The 751-nt window shown below is 70.2% G+C and carries 1 pseudogene; it reads left to right on the top strand.

Annotation, left to right across the window (positions count from 1 at the left end):
- Window positions 1-253: pseudogene (locus tag MKK63_RS11935) on the top strand (MBL fold metallo-hydrolase); the annotation flags it as partial.
- Window positions 254-751: the final 498 nt, after the last annotated feature.

The raw sequence follows: 751 nt of genomic DNA on the forward strand, positions 1-751 counted from the left end.
GAGCCTGATCCCGGAGGGGAGCCTCGCCCGGCTCCACGGGCTCGAGCTGCTGGTCATCGATGCCCTGCGGGACACGCCACACCCGACCCACTTCTCCGTCTCGGACGCCCTGGCGCTGATCGCCCAGGTCAAACCGCGGCGGGCGGTGCTGACCAACCTGCACACCGATCTCGATTACGCGGCCCTGGCGGCGCGCCTGCCGGACGGCATCGTTCCCGCCTATGACGGCATGACCCTCAGCCTCGACGCCTGACGGGGGATAGGCCGGGGCCTGCGAATCGGGCGTCACACACCCGTCGTCGCCAGAGTCCAAGAAAATCGCCCTCCCGGCCAACAAGGCTGTTGACGGCCCGGATTGGTGGATCTATACCCCGGTTCATCGGCGCCGGCCGCGGAAGTGGCCCGGGCGCTGAAGCATCTTCTGACAATCGGCGGGACTGGCCGGCTGAGTAGCCGGGCCGGGGGGGCGGGACGGCGGGGCGGCATCGGTCCGGCCTATGCCGGCATGAAGCTCCGCCTCGAGGCCTGAGGGGGGATAGGCCGGGGCCTGCGAATGGGGGGTCAAACTCCCGGAGTCGCCAGAGGCCAAGAGAATCGCCCTCCAGGCCAACACGGCTGTTGACGGCGCGGATTGGTGGATCTATACCCCGGTTCATCGGCGCCGGCCGCGGAAGTGGCGCGGGCGCTGAAGCATCTTCTGACAAGCGGCGGGACTGGCCGGCTGAGTAGCCGGGCCGGGGGGGCGGGACGG

This window comes from Methylobacterium sp. J-088, from assembly GCF_022829295.1.
GTDB lineage: Bacteria > Pseudomonadota > Alphaproteobacteria > Rhizobiales > Beijerinckiaceae > Methylobacterium.